Below are 16,756 nucleotides of genomic sequence, written 5' to 3' on the forward strand. Positions count from 1 at the left end.
AGGGACTTTCACGTCTGCCCCGGGGACCTTTTAGGGACTTTCCGTTGCGTGGGCAGGGAAGGCCCCGACCGTGCTGAACGATGCGAACGGCCTGTTCGGGGCCTGTTCCCTCAGCACTCGATGATGTTCACCGCGAGCCCGCCCCGCGCCGTCTCCTTGTACTTGACGCTCATGTCGGCGCCCGTCTCCTTCATGGTCTTGATGACCTTGTCGAGGGAGACCTTGTGGCTGCCGTCGCCGCGCAGCGCCATCTTCGCCGCGGTGACCGCCTTCACGGCCGCCATGCCGTTGCGCTCGATGCACGGGATCTGGACGAGGCCGCCGACCGGGTCGCAGGTCAGGCCCAGGTTGTGCTCCATGCCGATCTCGGCGGCGTTCTCGACCTGTTCCGGGGTGCCGCCCAGGACCTCGGCGAGGGCGCCCGCGGCCATGGAGCAGGCGGAGCCGACCTCGCCCTGGCAGCCGACCTCGGCGCCGGAGATGGAGGCGTTCTCCTTGAACAGCATGCCGATGGCGCCGGCCGCCAGGAGGAAGCGGACGATGCTGTCGTCCTTCTCCGCTTCGGTGGCGCCGCCGGCCGCGAAGTTCATGTAGTAGTGCAGCACCGCCGGGATGATGCCGGCCGCGCCGTTGGTCGGTGCGGTGACGACACGGCCGCCCGCGGCGTTCTCCTCGTTGACCGCCATCGCGTAGAGGGTGATCCACTCCATCGCGTGGGTCTGCGGGTCGCCCTCGGCGCGCAGCTGGCGGGCAGTGTTCGCCGCGCGGCGGCGGACCTTGAGGCCGCCGGGCAGGATGCCCTCGCGGGCCATGCCGCGCGAGACGCAGGCCTGCATGGCGCGCCAGATGTCCAGCAGGCCGGAGCGGATCTCGTCCTCCGTGCGCCAGGCGCGCTCGTTCTCCAGCATCAGGGAGGAGATCGACAGACCAGTGTCGCGGGCGAGGCGCAGCAACTCGTCGCCGGTGCGGAAGGGGTGCTTGAGGACCGTGTCGTCGGGGACGATCCGGTCCTCGCCGACGGCGTCCTCGTCGACGACGAAGCCGCCGCCGACCGAGTAGTAGGTCTTCTCCAGCAGCGGGGCGCCCTCGTGGTCGTACGCGAAGACGGTCATGCCGTTGGCGTGGTACGGAAGCCTCTTGCGGCGGTGCAGGACCAGCTGCTTGTCGGCGTCGAAGGCGATCTCGTGCATGCCGAGGAGATTGATCCGGCCGGTGCTCCGGATGGCGTCGACCCGGGCGTCCGCCGTTTCGACGTCGACGGTACGGGGGGACTCGCCCTCCAGGCCGAGCAGGACGGCCTTGGGGGTGCCGTGGCCGTGGCCGGTGGCGCCGAGGGAGCCGAAGAGCTCGGCGCGTATCGAGACGGTGTGGGCGAGCAGGCCCTCGTTCTTCAGCCGGCGCGCGAACATACGGGCGGCGCGCATGGGGCCGACCGTATGGGAGCTGGACGGGCCGATGCCGATCGAGAACAGGTCGAAGACCGAGATGGCCACGGGGAGACTCCTAAGGGTTGGTAGACGCCGTTGTCTGCCGGGTGGTGCGGTACGGGCGGGGTGGGCCCGAAGAGCGGGACAAGGGAGCGTGGGGCAAGAGGTGGGGCACCGCGCTCACTGTTCAGTGTGCGCGGTGCCCCGCCCGAATGTGCAAATGCGCCGGTTCGACTACTTCACACCGGGGTACAGCGGGAACTTGTCGGCCAGCGCGATGACGCGGGCCTTCAGGTCGTCCGCGTCGTACGACGGCTTGAGGGCCGACGCGATGATCTCGGCGACCTCGGTGAAGTCCGCCGCCTGGAAACCGCGGGTGGCGAGCGCCGGCGTGCCGATCCGCAGGCCCGAGGTCACCATGGGCGGCCGCGGGTCGTTGGGAATGGCGTTCCGGTTGACCGTGATGCCCAGCTCGTGGAGCCGGTCCTCGGCCTGCCGGCCGTCCAGCTCGGAGTCGCGCAAGTCCACGAGGACCAGGTGCACGTCCGTGCCGCCGGACAGGACGGAGACGCCCACCTCGGTGACGTCCGGCTGGACCAGGCGCTCGGCGAGGATGCGGGCGCCGTCCAGGGTGCGCTGCTGGCGCTCCTTGAACTCCTCGGTCGCCGCGACCTTGAACGAGACCGCCTTGGCCGCGATCACGTGCTCCAGCGGGCCGCCCTGCTGACCCGGGAAGACCGCCGAGTTGATCTTCTTGGCGAGCTCCTGCGTGGAGAGGATCACACCGCCGCGCGGACCGCCGAGGGTCTTGTGCGTGGTGGTCGTGACGACGTGGGCGTGCGGCACCGGGTTGGGGTGCAGGCCCGCGGCGACCAGACCGGCGAAGTGCGCCATGTCGACCATCAGGTACGCGCCGACCTCGTCCGCGATGCGGCGGAAGGCGGCGAAGTCCAGCTGGCGCGGGTAGGCGGACCAGCCGGCCACGATCAGCTGCGGCTTGGACTCCTTGGCGAGGCGCTCGACCTCGGCCATGTCCACGGTGCCGGTGTCGTCGACGTGGTACGGGACCACGTTGTAGAGCTTGCCGGAGAAGTTGATCTTCATGCCGTGGGTCAGGTGACCGCCGTGGGCCAGGTTCAGGCCCATGATCGTGTCGCCCGGCTTCAGCAGCGCGAACATCGCGGCGGCGTTGGCCTGCGCACCGGAGTGCGGCTGCACGTTCGCGGCCTCGGCACCGAAGAGCGCCTTGATGCGGTCGATCGCGATCTGCTCGACCACGTCGACGTGCTCGCAGCCGCCGTAGTAGCGACGGCCGGGGTAGCCCTCGGCGTACTTGTTGGTCAGGACGGAGCCCTGCGCCTCCATGACCGCGACGGGAGCGAAGTTCTCCGAGGCGATCATCTCGAGGGTGGACTGCTGACGGTGGAGCTCGGCGTCGACAGCGGCGGCGACGTCCGGGTCCAGCTCGTGGAGGGAGGAGTTGAGAAGCGACATCAGGTGGTCCCTTGGGGTCTCAGTTGCCGGAGAACTCGGTGTACTCGTCGGCGGAGAGCAGGTCCTTCGGCTCCTCCGCGACGCGTACCTTGAACAGCCAGCCGCCCTCGAACGGAGCGGAGTTCACCAGCGACGGGTCGTCCGCGACGTCCTGGTTCGCGGCCGTGACCTCGCCCGTCACCGGCGAGTACAGGTCGCTGACCGACTTGGTCGACTCCAGCTCGCCGCAGGTCTCGCCCGCGGTCACCGTGCCACCGACCTCGGGGAGCTGGACGTAGACGACGTCACCGAGCGCGTTGGCCGCGTGCTCCGTGATGCCGATCGTGGCCACGCCGTCCTCGACGGCCGACAGCCACTCGTGCTCCTTGCTGTACCGCAGCTGCTGGGGGTTGCTCATGACCTGAATTCTCCTGTACGCGGGGGAGTGCTGATGAACGGTGGTCTTACGGTGTGAGACGCGACTGCGTCACGTACGAGGCGCCCGTCGCGCCCCGAGGTTCTACTTGCGGCGCTTGTAGAACGGCAGCGCCACGACCTCGTACGGCTCGTGGGTGCCCCGGATGTCCACGGCGACGCCCTCGGTGCCGGGCGTGGCGTGGGCGGCGTCGACGTACGCCATGGCGATCGGCTTGCCGAGCGTGGGCGAGGGCGCTCCCGAGGTGACCTCGCCGATGACCTGGCCGCCGGCGACGACCGAGAAGCCGGCGCGCGGCACCCGGCGCCCCTCGGCCACCAGGCCGACGAGCTTGCGGGGCGGAGCGGTCTCGGCGCGCTCGGCGGCGGCCTGAAGGGCCTTGCGGCCCACGAAGTCGCCCTCCTTCTCGAACTTCACGACCCGGCCCAGACCGGCGTCGAACGGCGTCAGCGCGGTGGTCAGCTCGTGCCCGTACAGCGGCATACCCGCCTCCAGGCGCAGCGTGTCGCGGCAGGAGAGCCCGCACGGGATCAGGCCGCGGGAGGCGCCCGCCTCGGTGAGCGCCTTCCAGAGCTGCTCGGCGTGCTCGGGCGCGACGAACAGCTCGAAGCCGTCCTCGCCGGTGTAGCCGGTACGGGCGATCAGCGCGGGAACCCCGGCGACCGTGCCGGGCAGCCCGGCGTAGTACTTCAGGCCGTCCAGGTCGGCGTCGGTGACCGCGGCCAGGATGGCGGGGGACTCGGGGCCCTGGACGGCGATCAGCGCGTACGCGTCACGGTCGTCGCGGACCTCGGCGTCGAAGCCCTCGGCCCGGGCGGTCAGCGCGTCCAGCACGATCTGCGCGTTGCCCGCGTTGGCGACCACCATGTACTCGGTCTCGCCCAGGCGGTAGACGATCAGGTCGTCGAGGATGCCGCCGTCCTCGGCACAGATCATCGTGTAGCGGGCGCGGCCCACGGAGACGGTGCCGATGTTGCCGACGAGCGCGAAGTTCAGCAGCGCCACGGCCTCGGGGCCGGTGACGGTGATCTCGCCCATGTGGGACAGGTCGAACAGGCCGGCCTTCGTGCGTACGGCGTTGTGCTCGTCGCGCTCACTGGCGTACCGCAGCGGCATGTCCCAGCCCGCGAAGTCGGTCATGGTCGCGCCCAGCGAGCGGTGCAGGGCATCGAGGGCGGTGAGGCGGGGGGCGGTGCTCATGGATAAGGCTCCCAGGGCATGACGACGAGGACGATCCCTCCCCATCTGTCATCGGAACCTGAGAGGTTCGCCGAGAGGCCCCGGAGGGGTTCGGCTTGCACCTTGGGTGGAGCCGCAGCGCGGCTCGCTTTTCAGATCTGCCTCATCCACGCGGTACGGGGCCTGAGAGATTCAAGGGAGGATCTTGCTCCTTCGGCGCCCGGCACGGTGACCGGGACTCTCCCGCGCGGATTCGAGCGGCCTTTATGCAGTTGACGGGGGTCATCATCGCACGCATTGCGGGAGAGTGGGTGGTCGGTACCGATCCCGGTCTCCTGCGGGATCCGGCGGGTCGGACGGTTGTGCCGCATTACCTTTTCTTTACACTTCTTGGGCAGGTGCCGGTCAGCCGACAGGGGGAGGGCGATGACGTTGCAGCGGTACGTGACGACCGCGGGGGTCGCGCACGGCGCACTCCCCGCACAGTCGGGGGTGCCGGCCAGGGAGGCGGTGGGGCCGCACGCGCCCGTCGTACGGGACCTGCGCAGGCGGGACGGGCGCAGCCCGCGCAGCCTGCACTTCGCGGCGGGCGACGTGGTGGTGGTCTCCGGGCTGCCCGGCAGCGGCAAATCGACACTCATCCAGCGGGCCGTCTCGGCCCACGCCGTCGACTCCCAGGACACCAGGGACCGCTGGGCGGCCCTGCTGCCCCGCTTACTCCCGTACGCCCTCTACCGCCCGCTCGTCCGCGTCGCCCACTACTGGGGACTGTGGCGGGTGCTGCGCTCGGGCGCCTCCGTCGTCGTCCACGACTGCGGCACCCAGTCCTGGGTGCGCGGCTGGCTGGCCCGCGACGCCCGGCGCCGCGGCCGGACGCTGCACCTCGTGCTGCTCGACGTGACCCCGCGGACGGCGAGGGAGGGGCAGCGCGAGCGCGGGCGCGGAGTCTCCGGCTACGCCTTCGCCCGGCACCGCAGGGCCGTGGGCCGGCTCCTGCGGGACACCGAATCGGGCCTCCTGCCGCCCGGGTGCGCCTCGGCGGTGCTGCTGGACCGGGAGGCGGCGGGCCTGCTGAAGCGGATCACCTTCGCAGACGCACAGAGCGAGGCGTGAAAGAGGCCTGTCCGATGGCTGGACAGCAGGTGTGCGGGCGGCGGGCATCCGGGGGCGCGGCGTTAACCTCTTGCTGCACGACACGGGGTGAGAGAGGGAGACAGTGGACATTCCGGCACCGGCCCGGACCCATCCGCAGGGCGGATGGCCGGCCAACGAGCTCGAAGAAGTGCTGAGCGCCTCGCTCGGCAGCCCCGAGGCGGGCGGCCGTCTGGTGGAGGTGCTCGGCCGCAGCCACCTCTGGGTGCCGCTGCCCAACGGCGGCTCGCAGGACGCCACCGACCTGGATCTGCCGACGCTGGACGTCGAGGGCGCGCCGTACGTCCCCGTGTTCAGCTCCGAACAGCAGTTCCTCACCTGCGTCGGCGCCCATATGTCGTTCACCGTGGCGCCCGCCCGCGAGTTCGCCCGCGGCCTGCCGCCGCAGCTCGGGATCGCGGTGAACCCGGGCGGCGCGGTCGGCATGCCGCTGCCGCCGCCCGCCGTCGCCGAGCTCTGCCGGGCCGGGCGCACCGTGCTCGACGGACCGGCCAGCGGCGGCCGGGTCCGGCTGTACGAGCCGGACTGGCAGGAGGAGCCCGTCGACTTCCTCTCCGCCGCGGCCGGCGAGTTCGAGGAGAGCGGCGTCGTGCTCAGCGCCCGCCGCGCCCTGGCCAGCATCGAGGGCGGTGACCCCGTCCTCTTCGTCGGCATCGAGTTCTCCACGTGGGACGGAGCCGGGCGCAACGCGCCCATGGACGCCCTCGGGCGGGCGCTGGGGCGGGTCCAGGTGCCGTGGCCGGTCAACCTGGTGCTGCTCGACGTCGCCCAGGACCCGGTCGCCGACTGGATGCGCGCCCGGGTGCGGCCCTTCTACCAGCGCCCCGCCGAGTAGCGGCCGCACGAGGGCCCGGGGCCGCGGAGTCAAGTCGGTGTCAGGGCCGCCGCATAAGCTGGTTTGATGGCGGTGCCCGGCACCGCGCCGCCCCCGGGAGCCCCGGGAGCGGCAGGCGGCCGACACGTTGGATCGAAGAGGGGCGGGACCCAGGGTGAGTGCGTCAGGCACCGCGGCGGCCGGGCAGGTCGAGCACATGCTGCGCCAAGTGACGCCCGGGCGCTACGACGCGTACGAGGCACTCCTCCAGGCGCTGGCCGCCGACCGGGTCTGGATGCTCCTCTGGCACGGCCGGGCCGGCTCACCCGAGGCCCAGTACGGCAACATGGAGGTCGACGGCCTCGGCTACGCCCCGTGTGTCACCTCGGCCCAGGAGCTCTCCGCCAGCGGCTGGAACCGGGACCACGAGGTCGTGGGCGGCCGCGACATCGCCCGAGCCCTGTTCCCCGACCGCTGGGGCATCTGGCTGAACCCGCACGCGCGGGGCGGCGGCGTGGGCATCCCCTGGCTGGACCTGCGCCGGATCGCCACCGGCCTGGACCGGATGCCGGCGGGCCCGCTGCGGATCAGCGCCCCCGCCGTCGAGATCCCGCAGTTCTACGCCCAGCTCACGCAGAACGCCCACCGCACCCCCGCGATCCGCTCGCTGCGCCGCGCCTGGGTGCAGCCCGCGCTCGGCGTCCCGTATCTCGCCATCGGCCTCGACCTGTACGACACGAGCAAGCCGTCCGTCGACGCCGTTCGGACGATGATGCAGCAGTCCATCGGCACCGTCCCGGAGGGACTCCCGGTCTCCACGGTCGCGATGGCCGACGAGTACGACCCCGTCGCGATGTGGCTGCGCGCCAACGCGCGGCCGTTCTACGACCGCGAGCCGCACGCCCCGGACGGCCGTGGTGCCGTCGTCGCTCCGGGTTACGGCTACCCGCAGACGCCCGGTCCCGCCCCGCGCGCCTACTAGGCCCGCTCGGGCCCGTCCCGCTCACGGACAAACGGCCCCCAGGTGGACAAGATGCCCGCGACGGTCACCCAAATCAACACCCAATAGCGCCCGTTGGGCGGCATGTCCGTTCTGGTGGATTAGCGGCCGAGTAGTCCGCTCACTCGATCAAGCTGTCCGGATAACGGAAGCTCACTCACCGCATCACGGTTGAGCAAACATTCCCCGCCAGGTCTGGCGGGTGATCGCGATCGCGTTGAAGACTCCCGGCTAGTGGGGATCGTCCGCCCTTTGTACGAGGTTGCACCGGCGGTCACTTCACGGACGTATTCATCGCACCGAACACCTCAGCCGGATCAAGAACCCCGGCTGACACGCGCCAGGCCGTTACCGCGGCGAGTAGGGGCCGGCCACCGCCGGCGGGAGGGGTCAGAGGCACTGTGACCGCACCGATCGAGACCACCGGTTCGGCTGCCGAGGCGCAGCCGGAGGCAGTACTCACGGGAGTCAAACAGAGCCAGATCGAAGGCCGTTCGCTCGGGCAGATCGCCTGGACGCGCTTCAAGCGCGACAAGGTGGCGGTAGCGGGCGGCATCGTTGTCATCCTGCTGATCCTGCTCGCCGTACTCTCCAAGCCGATCCAGGCCGTCTTCGGCCTGGACCCCAACGAGTTCCACCAGGACCTCATCGACCCCGCGCTGCTCGCACCCAAGGGCGACTGGGGCGGCATCAGCTGGAGCCACCCCCTCGGCGTCGAGCCCCAGTACGGCCGCGACATCATGACGCGGGTCATCGAGGGCTCCTGGGTGTCCCTGGTCGTCGCGGTCGGAGCGACTCTGCTCTCCGTGGTGATCGGCGTCTTCTTCGGCGTCGTGTCGGGCTTCTACGGCGGCTGGGTGGACACCGTCATCAGCCGCATGATGGACACCTTCCTGGCGTTCCCGCTGCTGCTCTTCGCGATCTCCATCTCGGCGGCGCTGCAGGACGGCGCGTTCGGCCTGGAGGGGCTGCCGCTGAGGATCGCCGTACTGATCTTCGTGATCGGCTTCTTCAGCTGGCCGTACATGGGCCGCATCGTCCGTGCCCAGACCATGAGTCTGCGCAACCGCGAATTCGTCGAAGCCGCACGGTCGTTGGGTGCGCGCGGGCCTTTCATTCTCTTCCGGGAGCTGCTGCCGAACCTGGTGGCGCCCATCCTGGTCTACTCCACGCTGCTCATCCCCTCGAACATCCTCTTCGAGGCGGGTCTCAGCTACCTGGGTGTCGGTATCGCGCCGCCGCAGTCCTCCTGGGGCGGGATGCTCACCAACGCGATCGACTTCTACGAGAACGACCCGATGTACATGATCGTGCCGGGCGTGGCCATCTTCGTCACGGTCCTGGCGTTCAACCTGCTGGGAGACGGGCTGCGTGATGCGCTCGACCCTCGTGGCAAGTAGTGCCCGGGTGATCGTCACAACGTCGTGCGACAAGCCACGGCAACCATCGAATGAGGGGGATTTCCTCACGTGAAGACCGGAAAAATGACAGCGGTGGTCGCCACAGCTGTGGTCCTGATGCTCGGAGCTTCCGCGTGCGGCGGGGACGACGACGGCGCCGCCAAGGGCGGCAAGGGTGGCAAGGGCGGCAAGGGCGCGACCGACGCGGCACTGACGTCCATCGTCAACCCGTCGGACAAGAAGGGCGGGACCGTCTCGTACGAGATGTCCGACGAGCCCGACTCGCTCGACCCCGGCAACACGTACTACGGCTGGGTGCAGAACTTCTCCCGCCTGTACGGCCGGACCCTGACGTCCTTCAAGCCGGCTGCCGGCAAGGAGGGCCTCGAGGTCGTCCCGGACCTCGCCGAGAGCCTCGGCAAGGCGAGCCCGGACGCGAAGACCTGGACGTACACGCTGAAGAAGGGTCTCAAGTACGACGACGGGACCCCGATCACCTCGAAGGACGTCAAGTACGCCATCGAGCGCTCCAACTTCGCGCCGGAGGCCCTGTCCAACGGCCCGACGTACTTCAAGGCCCACCTCATCGGCGGCGACAAGTACCAGGGTCCGTACAAGGACAAGAACCCGGACGGCATCGCCTCCATCGAGACGCCGGACGACTCCACGATCATCTTCAAGCTGAAGGACGCCTTCGCGGACTTCGACTACCTGGCGACCTTCTCGCAGACGGCCCCCGTGCCGGCGGCGAAGGACAAGGGTGCCGACTACGTCAAGAACATCGTGTCCTCGGGCCCGTACAAGTTCGAGTCGTACGACGAGGGCCGCGGCGCGACCCTCGTGCGCAACACGAACTGGGACCCGAAGACGGACACGCTGCGCCCGGCCCTGCCGGACAAGGTGACGATCCGCTTCAAGGTGAAGCAGGAGACGGTCGACAACAACCTGCTCTCCGACAACATCACCGTTGACGGAGCCGGCACCGGTGTCGCCCCGGCGACCCAGCCGAAGGTCCTCACCAAGGCCGACCTGAAGAAGCAGACCGACAACTCGTACGCGGGTGCCACCTCGTACATCGGTCTGAACGTCAACGTCGCGCCGTTCGACAACATCCACTGCCGCAAGGCCGTGCAGTGGGGCATCGACAAGGCGTCGGTCCAGGCCGCGCAGGGTGGCGACCCGAAGGGTGACGTCGCCACGACGCTGCTGCCCCCGACGGTCAACGGCTACTCGAAGTTCGACCTGTACGAGTCCGCCGGCCACAAGGGCGACGAGGCGAAGGCCAAGGACGAGCTGAAGCAGTGTGGCAAGCCGAACGGCTTCGACACCAAGATCTCGGCCCGCTCCGACCGCCCCGCCGAGATGGCCATGGTCACCGCGGTGCAGGCCTCGCTGAAGAAGATCGGCGTCAACGCCGAGATCAAGACCTTCCCGGCGGGCAAGTACTTCCAGAACTTCGCGGGCAACCCGAGCTACGTGCACGCCAACAAGCTCGGCATGATCATGAGCGCCTGGGGTGCCGACTGGCCGACCGGCTTCGGCTTCCTGGACCAGATCATCAACGGCTCGGCCATCAAGCCGTCCGGTGGTAACAACGTCCAGGAACTGAACGACCCGAAGATCAACAAGATGCTCAACGACGGCATCGCCACCACCGATGACGTCGCCCGCGCGAAGGCCTGGGGCGACATCGACAAGGCGGTCGCCGAAGGCGCCACCGCCGTGCCGCTGATCTACCGCAAGAACCTGCTGCTCCGCCCGGAGTCCGCGACGAACGTCACGGTCACCCAGGCCTACCTCGGCATGTACGACTACGTGCTGATGGGTTCCGCCAAGTAGTAGGAACGGCCCCGCTCCCCGGGCCGCGCGACGCGGCCCGGGGAGCGGCCACCGGAACTCCCTCAGAATTGTCCCGAAAGGCAGGTGAAGGCACGGTGTCCGCACGCATGGGTAACCCCCGGCGGGCTGGTACCGGCGCCGGATAGCTGTGGCTGCGTACATCATCCGACGCGTCTTCGGCGCGGTACTGCTGCTGTTGATCGTCAGCGCAGTCACCTTCGCGATCTTCTTCCTCGTCCCCCGACTGGCCGGGCAGACGATGGACCAATTGGCGGCCCAGTACGTGGGCAAGGACGCCAATCCCCAGTCCATCCTCGCGGTCAAGCAGAACCTCGGCCTCGACCAGCCGCTGTACATCCAGTACTGGCACTTCCTGAAGCAGCTGTTCGTCGGCGCCGACTTCCAGTTCGGCCCGGAGGCCACCCACTGCGGTGTGCCGTGCTTCGGCTACTCCTTCAAGCGTCACATCGAGGTGTGGCCCGAGCTGACCGCGCGCATTCCGGTCACGTTCTCGCTCGCCATCGGCGCCGCGGTGATCTGGCTGATCAGCGGTGTGGCCATCGGTGTCGTCTCCGCGCTGAAGCGGGGCTCGATCCTCGACCGCTTCTTCATGGGTGTCGCGCTCGCCGGCGTCTCCCTGCCGATCTTCTTCACCGGCATGCTGGCGCTGGGTGTGCTGACGGTGCAGTGGCCCATCTGGGAAGCCATCAACTACGTCCCCTTCACGGAAGATCCGCTGGAGTGGGCGTGGAACATGCTGATTCCATGGTGTTCGCTGGCCTTCCTCTACTCCGCGCTCTACGCCCGTATCACCAGAGCCGGGATGCTGGAGACGATGGGCGAGGACTACATCCGTACGGCCCGCGCCAAGGGCCTCAAGGAGAGCCGCGTCATCGGCAAGCACGGTCTGCGGGCCGCGCTCACCCCGATCGTGACCATCTTCGGCATGGACTTCGGCCTGCTGGTCGGAGGCGCCGTGATCACCGAGACCGTGTTCTCCTTCCCCGGACTCGGCCAGTACGCCATCAAGAGCGTGCAGGAGAACGACCTTCCGATCGTCATGGGCGTGACCCTCGTCGCCGCCTTCTTCATCGTCGTATGCAATCTGCTGGTGGATCTGGTGTACGCCGCCATCGACCCCAGGGTGAGGCTCTCGTGACCGAGGTTTCCAAGACCGAGACGCCGGGCGAGCCGGTGGCCGGCCGGCGTTCCGACGAGGCCTTCCTCTCCGTACGGGATCTGCGCATCCACTTCAAGACCGATGACGGCCTGGTCAAGTCGGTCGACGGGGTCAGCTTTGACGTGAAGCCCGGACAGACCCTCGGCATCGTGGGCGAGTCCGGCTCCGGCAAGTCCGTCACCTCGCTCGGCGTGCTCGGGCTGCACCGCACCGCCCCCAACGCCCGGATATCCGGCGAGGTCTGGCTGGACGGCGAGGAGCTGCTCGGCGCGTCCGACGCCCGGGTGCGCGAGCTGCGCGGCCGCAAGATGGCGATGATCTTCCAGGATCCGCTCTCCGCGATGCACCCGTACTTCTCGGTCGGCGCGCAGATCGTGGAGGCGTACCGGGTCCACAACAAGGTCAGCAAGAAGGCCGCCCGCACCCGTGCCATCGAGATGCTCGACCGCGTCGGCATCCCCGAGCCGCACAAGCGGGTCGACTCCCACCCGCACGAGTTCTCCGGCGGTATGCGCCAGCGCGCCATGATCGCGATGGCCCTGGTCAACAACCCGGAACTGCTCATCGCCGACGAGCCGACCACCGCCCTGGACGTCACCGTCCAGGCGCAGATCCTGGACCTGATCCGGGACCTGCAGAAGGAGTTCGGCTCGGCCGTCATCATGATCACCCACGACCTCGGGGTCGTGGCCGAGATGGCCGACGAACTCCTGGTGATGTACGGCGGCCGGTGCATCGAGCGCGGCCCGGCTGAGAAGGTCTTCTACGAGGCCCAGCACCCGTACACCTGGGGCCTGCTCACCTCGATGCCGCGCATCGACCGTGAGCAGACCGAGCGGCTGATCCCCGTCAAGGGCCAGCCCCCGTCGCTGATCAACGTCCCCTCCGGCTGCGCCTTCAACCCGCGCTGCCCGTACGCGGACATCCCCAAGGACAACGTCACCCGCACGACGCGTCCCGAACTGGAACTGGTCGGCGACGGCCACTTCTCCGCCTGCCACATGGCACCGCAGGAGCGGACCAGGATCTGGACCGAAGAGATTGCGCCGAAGCTGTGAGCGAGGCGAGTGAGGTGAGCGACGTGAGCGAGAAGAAGGATCCCCCGGTGCTGGAGAAGGACGTGAAGATCCCGGAACAGGCGACCTCTTCGCGCGAGCCGCTGCTCAAGGTCGAGGGCCTGGTCAAGCACTTCCCGATCCGCAAGGGGCTGCTGGGACGGCAGACCGCCGCGGTCAAGGCGGTCGACGGCATCGACTTCGAGGTGTACCCGGGGGAGACCCTGGGCGTCGTCGGCGAATCCGGCTGCGGCAAGTCGACGATGGGCCGGCTCATCACCCGGCTGATCGAACCGACGGGCGGCAAGGTCGAGTTCGAGGGCCGGGACATCACGCACCTGTCCATGGGCAAGCTGCGGCCGATGCGCCGCGACGTCCAGATGATCTTCCAGGACCCGTACTCCTCGCTGAACCCGCGGCACACGATCGGCACGATCGTCAGCGCGCCGTTCAAGCTCCAGGGCGTCGAGCCCGAGGGCGGTCTCAAGAATCACGTCCAGGAACTGCTGTCGCTGGTCGGGCTCAGTCCCGAGCACTACAACCGCTACCCGCACGAGTTCTCCGGCGGTCAGCGCCAGCGCATCGGCATCGCCCGCGCGCTCGCCCTGCGCCCGAAGCTGGTCGTCGCGGACGAGCCGGTCTCGGCGCTGGACGTGTCGATCCAGGCCCAGGTGGTCAACCTGCTGGACGACCTGCAGGACGAGCTCGGGCTCACGTACGTGATCATCGCGCACGACCTCTCGGTCATCCGGCACGTCTCGGACCGCATCGCGGTCATGTACCTGGGCAAGATCGTCGAGCTGGCCGACCGCAAGTCGCTGTACTCGGCGCCCATGCACCCGTACACCAAGGCCCTGATGTCCGCGGTGCCGGTGCCGGACCCGCGGCGGCGCGGGGCCAAGAGCGAGCGCATCCTGCTCAAGGGCGACGTGCCCTCGCCGATCTCGCCGCCCAGCGGCTGCCGGTTCCACACCCGGTGCTGGAAGGCGACGGAGATCTGCAAGACGCAGGAGCCGCCGCTCATCGCGCTGAAGACCGGCCACCAGGTCGCCTGCCACCACCCGGAGAACGCTCCGGACCAGGTGCCGGGGGAGCAGGTGCTGGCCGGGGCCCGGGAGACGGTCGAGCTGGTCACGAAGGCAGAGGCGGTCGCGGAGACCGTCGAGGCCGCCGAGCCGGCCGCGGAGGTGGCGGAGCCGGTCGCGGAGCCCGTGGCCGAGACCGCCTCGGAAGCCTCCGAGACCTCGGGGGACAATCCCAAGGAGTAGTACCGGCACAATTGCCCGGTGCTCAACGAACTGTTCACGCCCTCCGTCCAGCATGCGCTCGACATCGTCGGAATCTTCGTCTTCGCGATCTCCGGCGCTCTGCTCGCCGTACGCAAGAACTTCGATGTCTTCGGCATCGCGGTGCTCGCCGAGGTGACCGCGCTGGGCGGGGGGCTGTTCCGTGACCTGATCATCGGCGCGGTGCCGCCCGCCGCCTTCACGGACCTCGGGTACTTCACCACCCCGCTCCTCGCCGCCGGCCTGGTCTTCTTCCTGCATCCGCAGGTCGAACGGATCCAGGCCGGCGTCATGGTTTTCGACGCCGCCGGTCTCGGGCTCTTCTGCGTCACGGGCACGGTCAAGGCGTACGACTACGGCCTCGGGCTCACCGCGTCGGCGGCGCTGGGACTCGCCACCGCGGTGGGCGGCGGCGTGCTGCGCGACGTGCTGGCCAACGAGGTGCCGTCGCTGCTGCGCTGGGACCGCGATCTGTACGCGGTTCCCGCCATCGTCGGGGCGGCCATGATCGTGCTGTGCATCCGCTTCGACGCGCTGAACGCCTTCACGAGCGGCTGTGCGGTGATCACGGCTTTCGTTCTGCGGATCCTGGCGCTGCGCTTCCACTGGCGTGCCCCGCGCGCCTACAACCGGCGCTCGGCGACGGCGGACGAGGCGTAGGGGGTCCGAATCCCCCAGCTCTCCTCAGCCGAAAGCTCTCCTCTACTAAAAAAGCTACCGCTCAGTAATGGGATCGGTGTACGGTGCGTGCATGGCACAGGCAGCGACGCAGGCGGCACCGACCGCGCAGGCATCCATCGGTGACAGCGAGTTCGACCGGGACACCGCCGTCACCCTCCGCGAGGAAGGCGTCTACGACGCCGAGCTCTCCGCGGGCTGGACGATCATCCACGCCGTCAACGGCGGCTACCTGCTGGCCATGCTCGGCCGCGCACTGGGCGAGGCCCTGCCGCACGCGGACCCCTTCTCGGTCTCGGCGCACTACCTCACCGCGTCCGTCCCCGGCCCGGCCGTGATCCGTACCCAGACCGTCCGCACCGGACGCACCCTCTCCACCGGTCAGGCGTCCCTCTTCCAGTACGCCGAGGACGGCACGGAGGTCGAGCGCATCCGGGTCATCGCCACCTACGGCGACCTGGATGCCCTGAGCGACGACGTCCGCACAGCGGCCGAGCCGCCGGCCATCCCGCCCCGCGAGCAGTGCCTGGGCCCGGGCGACGGCCCGGCCCCGATCCCCGGCAGCTCCGCCATCACCGAGCGGCTCGACATCAAGCTCGACCCCGCCACCCTGGGCTGGGCCGTCGGGCAGCCGTCCGGCAAGGGCGAGATGCGCGGCTGGTTCGGGCTCGCGGACGGCCGCGACGCCGACCCGCTCTCGCTGCTCCTCACCGTCGACGCACTGCCGCCGACCTCGTTCGAGCTCGGGCTCAAGGGCTGGACCCCGACCATCGAGCTCACCACACACATCCGCTGCCGCCCCGCCCCGGGCCCCCTGCGCGTCTCCATCACCACCCGCAACCTTGCGGGCGGCTTCCTGGAGGAGGACGCGGAGGTCTGGGACAGCGCGGACCGGCTGGTCGCGCAGTCCCGCCAGCTCGCCCGGGCTCCGCGCGGCTGACGTCCGTACGCGCGGGGCCGATCGCGGCCGACGTCCGTACGTGCTCGGCACGGGGGGCGTGCATCAGGAGCCGGTGTCCGGCGCGGGTCCGTCCAGCCAGTGCAGGCGGCCGAGGGTGACCAGCCGCAGGCGGCGCCGGGCGGTCCTGGCCACCTGCGTGTCGCCCTCCGGGCCGGCGTCCAGCATCGCCGACGCGGTGATCACCATGTGGTCGACGTAGAGGCCGCCCAGCATCAGCAGATCCTCCTCGTCCCAGCCACGTGACCCGGGTTCGTCCGCGAGCGCCGCCGCCACCTCCTCGGCGAACAGCCGGAGCTGCGCCGCGATGGCCTCGCGGACCGGGCCGACCCCGCCGTGCTGCTCGCGGGCGATGAAGCGGAAGTGCGCGGGCTGCTCCCGGACATGGCGCGTTATCAGGTCGACGCTGCGGTCCAGCCGGACCTCGCTGTCACCGGTCTCGGCGAGGATCGCGCCGATCATTCCGTGCAGGCTGCCCAGCGTCTGCTCGACCAGGGCCACGCCGAGCGCGGGGATGCCGTCGAAGTGCCGGTAGAAGGCCGTGGGGGTGATGCCCACGGCCCGCGTCACCTCGCGCAGACCCAGGCTGCTCAGGCTCTGGTGCTCCAGCAGGCCGAGAGCGGCGTCCAGCAAGGCCTGGCGCGTCTTCAGCTTCTGGCTCTGGCGGATGCCGGCGGTGTGACTCATGCCATTCAGTAAACAACTGTTCTCCGGGGCGGGGAAGCGGCATGCGGAGCCGCGAGGTCATCGTGCGGGCCGTCGCCGCGACGACGGCCCGCACCGGGCTGAAACTCCACGCCGGACTCCACCCGACGTTCCGCTGGGCGTCGACGCGGAAAGCTGCCGGGACGGGCCTTGACGTGACCTGACGCCGGCCCG

Annotated in this window: 16 protein-coding genes and 1 riboswitch; of the genes, 11 read left to right on the top strand and 5 right to left on the bottom strand. The window is 69.6% G+C overall.

What is annotated here, in order from left to right; translation table 11 throughout:
- Positions 1-110: 110 nt before the first annotated feature.
- From ABTX18_RS10010 to gcvT, 4 genes are all read right to left on the bottom strand, one after another.
- Positions 111-1,493: an L-serine ammonia-lyase gene (locus tag ABTX18_RS10010; protein ID WP_352122243.1), complete on the bottom strand. Its 1,383-nt coding sequence runs from the start codon at positions 1,491-1,493 to the stop codon at positions 111-113.
- Between the two features lie 168 nt (positions 1,494-1,661).
- Positions 1,662-2,921: a serine hydroxymethyltransferase gene (gene glyA / locus ABTX18_RS10015; RefSeq protein WP_352122244.1), complete on the bottom strand. Its 1,260-nt coding sequence runs from the start codon at positions 2,919-2,921 to the stop codon at positions 1,662-1,664.
- A gap of 19 nt (positions 2,922-2,940) precedes the next feature.
- On the bottom strand, positions 2,941-3,318 hold the full coding sequence (gene gcvH / locus ABTX18_RS10020; RefSeq protein ID WP_352122245.1) for a glycine cleavage system protein GcvH: 378 nt from the start codon (positions 3,316-3,318) through the stop codon (positions 2,941-2,943).
- 102 nt (positions 3,319-3,420) lie between these two features.
- Positions 3,421-4,536: a glycine cleavage system aminomethyltransferase GcvT gene (gcvT, locus tag ABTX18_RS10025; protein WP_352122246.1), complete on the bottom strand. Its 1,116-nt coding sequence runs from the start codon at positions 4,534-4,536 to the stop codon at positions 3,421-3,423.
- Positions 4,537-4,677: 141 nt separating this feature from the next.
- Positions 4,678-4,771, bottom strand: a riboswitch (glycine riboswitch).
- 170 nt (positions 4,772-4,941) lie between these two features.
- Between gcvT and ABTX18_RS10030 the strand changes: the two genes are divergently transcribed.
- The 10 genes from ABTX18_RS10030 (at position 4,942) to ABTX18_RS10075 (ending at position 15,859) form a co-directional block, all read left to right on the top strand.
- Entirely contained in the window at positions 4,942-5,628 is a 687-nt protein-coding gene (locus tag ABTX18_RS10030) for an AAA family ATPase (RefSeq protein WP_352122247.1), read from the top strand.
- 103 nt (positions 5,629-5,731) lie between these two features.
- Positions 5,732-6,502 (top strand): enhanced serine sensitivity protein SseB, encoded by a 771-nt coding sequence (locus tag ABTX18_RS10035; RefSeq protein ID WP_352122248.1) that lies wholly within the window; start codon positions 5,732-5,734, stop codon positions 6,500-6,502.
- A gap of 154 nt (positions 6,503-6,656) precedes the next feature.
- A complete protein-coding gene (locus ABTX18_RS10040) occupies positions 6,657-7,463 on the top strand; it encodes an enhanced serine sensitivity protein SseB C-terminal domain-containing protein (protein ID WP_352122249.1) in 807 nt (268 codons plus the stop codon).
- Positions 7,464-7,882: 419 nt separating this feature from the next.
- Complete coding sequence (locus tag ABTX18_RS10045; protein ID WP_352122250.1) at positions 7,883-8,881, top strand: ABC transporter permease; 999 nt, start codon at positions 7,883-7,885, stop codon at positions 8,879-8,881.
- A gap of 69 nt (positions 8,882-8,950) precedes the next feature.
- Positions 8,951-10,720 (top strand): ABC transporter substrate-binding protein, encoded by a 1,770-nt coding sequence (locus tag ABTX18_RS10050; protein ID WP_503061118.1) that lies wholly within the window; start codon positions 8,951-8,953, stop codon positions 10,718-10,720.
- 148 nt (positions 10,721-10,868) lie between these two features.
- Complete coding sequence (locus tag ABTX18_RS10055) at positions 10,869-11,879, top strand: ABC transporter permease (protein WP_352122251.1); 1,011 nt, start codon at positions 10,869-10,871, stop codon at positions 11,877-11,879.
- A complete protein-coding gene (locus ABTX18_RS10060; protein ID WP_352122252.1) occupies positions 11,876-12,958 on the top strand; it encodes an ABC transporter ATP-binding protein in 1,083 nt (360 codons plus the stop codon). The genes ABTX18_RS10055 and ABTX18_RS10060 overlap by 4 nt, the downstream gene beginning before the upstream one ends.
- Positions 12,959-13,005: 47 nt before the next feature.
- Positions 13,006-14,223 carry an ABC transporter ATP-binding protein gene (locus ABTX18_RS10065; RefSeq protein ID WP_352122480.1) on the top strand — a complete coding sequence of 406 codons (1,218 nt, stop codon included), beginning with the start codon at positions 13,006-13,008 and terminating at the stop codon, positions 14,221-14,223.
- Between the two features lie 18 nt (positions 14,224-14,241).
- Entirely contained in the window at positions 14,242-14,901 is a 660-nt protein-coding gene (locus ABTX18_RS10070; protein WP_352122253.1) for a trimeric intracellular cation channel family protein, read from the top strand.
- A 91-nt stretch (positions 14,902-14,992) separates the two neighbouring features.
- Positions 14,993-15,859: a thioesterase family protein gene (locus ABTX18_RS10075; protein WP_352122254.1), complete on the top strand. Its 867-nt coding sequence runs from the start codon at positions 14,993-14,995 to the stop codon at positions 15,857-15,859.
- A 63-nt stretch (positions 15,860-15,922) separates the two neighbouring features.
- On the opposite strand, the gene ABTX18_RS10080 is transcribed toward ABTX18_RS10075, so the two are convergent.
- Positions 15,923-16,564 carry a TetR family transcriptional regulator gene (locus tag ABTX18_RS10080; RefSeq protein ID WP_352122255.1) on the bottom strand — a complete coding sequence of 214 codons (642 nt, stop codon included), beginning with the start codon at positions 16,562-16,564 and terminating at the stop codon, positions 15,923-15,925.
- Positions 16,565-16,605: 41 nt separating this feature from the next.
- On the opposite strand from ABTX18_RS10080, the gene ABTX18_RS10085 reads away from it, so the two are divergent.
- The gene (locus ABTX18_RS10085; protein ID WP_352122256.1) at positions 16,606-16,746 is read left to right on the top strand and encodes a hypothetical protein; all 141 of its coding nucleotides are present in this window, start codon (positions 16,606-16,608) and stop codon (positions 16,744-16,746) included.
- Positions 16,747-16,756: the final 10 nt, after the last annotated feature.

Origin of the sequence: Streptomyces sp. NPDC096323 (genome assembly GCF_040302845.1) — a bacterium.
In the GTDB taxonomy this organism is placed as follows: domain Bacteria; phylum Actinomycetota; class Actinomycetes; order Streptomycetales; family Streptomycetaceae; genus Streptomyces.

What these genes read in the sequence shown, in the direction of transcription:
- ABTX18_RS10085 (WP_352122256.1), top strand. Translation starts at nt 16,606, where the DNA reads ATGCGGAGCCGCGAGGTCATCGTGCGGGCCGTCGCCGCGACGACGGCC.
- ABTX18_RS10075 (WP_352122254.1), top strand. Translation starts at nt 14,993, where the DNA reads ATGGCACAGGCAGCGACGCAGGCGGCACCGACCGCGCAGGCATCCATC.
- gcvH (WP_352122245.1), bottom strand. Translation starts at nt 3,318, where the DNA reads ATGAGCAACCCCCAGCAGCTGCGGTACAGCAAGGAGCACGAGTGGCTG.
- gcvT (WP_352122246.1), bottom strand. Translation starts at nt 4,536, where the DNA reads ATGAGCACCGCCCCCCGCCTCACCGCCCTCGATGCCCTGCACCGCTCG.
- glyA (WP_352122244.1), bottom strand. Translation starts at nt 2,921, where the DNA reads ATGTCGCTTCTCAACTCCTCCCTCCACGAGCTGGACCCGGACGTCGCC.
- ABTX18_RS10030 (WP_352122247.1), top strand. Translation starts at nt 4,942, where the DNA reads ATGACGTTGCAGCGGTACGTGACGACCGCGGGGGTCGCGCACGGCGCA.
- ABTX18_RS10080 (WP_352122255.1), bottom strand. Translation starts at nt 16,564, where the DNA reads ATGAGTCACACCGCCGGCATCCGCCAGAGCCAGAAGCTGAAGACGCGC.